This is a genomic window from Alkalibacterium kapii, from assembly GCF_007988865.1.
GTDB lineage: Bacteria > Bacillota > Bacilli > Lactobacillales > Carnobacteriaceae_A > Alkalibacterium > Alkalibacterium kapii.
Window position 1 is genome coordinate 1 of the sequence record NZ_BJUY01000056.1, and the last position, 1,374, is coordinate 1,374.

Annotated in this window: 1 protein-coding gene; it reads left to right on the top strand. The window is 39.4% G+C overall.

Annotated elements, in window-relative coordinates:
• The first annotated feature begins 109 nt into the window (after nt 1-109).
• Complete coding sequence (locus AKA01nite_RS09220; protein ID WP_146925030.1) at nt 110-1,189, top strand: IS30 family transposase; 1,080 nt, start codon at nt 110-112, stop codon at nt 1,187-1,189.
• The last annotated feature ends 185 nt before the right edge of the window (nt 1,190-1,374 follow it).

A 1,374-nucleotide genomic window follows, 5' to 3' on the forward strand; every position in this document is an offset into this window, starting at 1 on the left:
CTGGATTTTATAATGAAGTTAGCCACCTGGCTAACATATAAAAAACGCCATGTGAATTTCATGTTATATTGAAGTTACCACTAACTCTCAATAGACAGGATGAATTCACATGACGCACTCTAACCATACCACATCAGCACGTAAGGGAAAACACTTATCTTATTCAGAGCGGTCTCAAATCGCTATTTTGAAGCAAGAAAACTATTCTAATCGTCGTATTGCCAGTGTTTTGGAACGTGTTCCACAAACAATCAATAATGAGGTGAAGCGCGGAACGGTCACACAACTTAAACGTCAAAAGCAAAAAGGAAAGATCTATGATTACTTTACTAAAGTTTATGACGCTGATGCTGGACAAGCAGCTTATGACAAACATCGTTTAAACTGTGGCCGACGGCCAAAATGGGCGGATACAGATGCCTTTATAGAATGGGCCGATGATAAGATGTTACTTGATAAATGGTCTCCTGATGCCGTGACTGGGTTTGCGTTAGAGCATGAGCTGTTTGAACGTACCATCATTCCTAGTACGACAACGCTTTACAATTGGATAGATAAAGGAATCATGCGAACAAAGAACCTTGATCTTTTAGAAAAACTCTCTCGTAAACCAAAAGTGTCTTCTCTGAAGAAACGCCCAAATAAACGTATTCTCGGGCAATCAATAGACAAACGCCCTAAAGAGATTGATGGTCGACAAACGTTTGGTCACTGGGAAATCGACACAGTCGTCGGTAATAAGGAAAAGACCGATGCCGTACTACTAACATTAGTTGAACGACAAACCCGTTTTGAAGTTATTATGAAGGTAAACGGTAAAGATCAACATTCAGTGAACGAAGCCATTTATTCTCTTCAAGAACGCGCTGGAGATGACTTTTCTACTTTGTTTAAAACGATTACTTCAGATAATGGCTCTGAATTTGCAGGTCTACATGAAGCATTAAAGGATACCCTGGATGTTTATTTTAGCCATCCTTATGCATCGTTTGAGCGAGGAACGAGTGAGAATCAGCATAAATTTATTCGTCGCTTCATTCCGAAAGGAAAGCCGATGGGTCAAGTTTTAGAATCACAATGCTTACGTATACAACAATGGATGAACGATTATCCTAGAAAAATATTGGGCTATAAAACACCTCATGAGTGTTTCGTCAATGCATTACGCTTAGAAAAGCAAGTGGCTTAACCCGTGAGGGCTTGACAACGAGCCTCCTTCGACATGACTTTAAAGCTGTAAAGCTGGCTGAAGCCAGCTTGTCAAAAGACTATCATGTCTCAGCTCATTATCAAGCCCTCACTACACAGATAATAACCGTCAAATATCACATGAAATTTAATTTTGATAAGTGGCTAACTTAAACTTGAAATTTT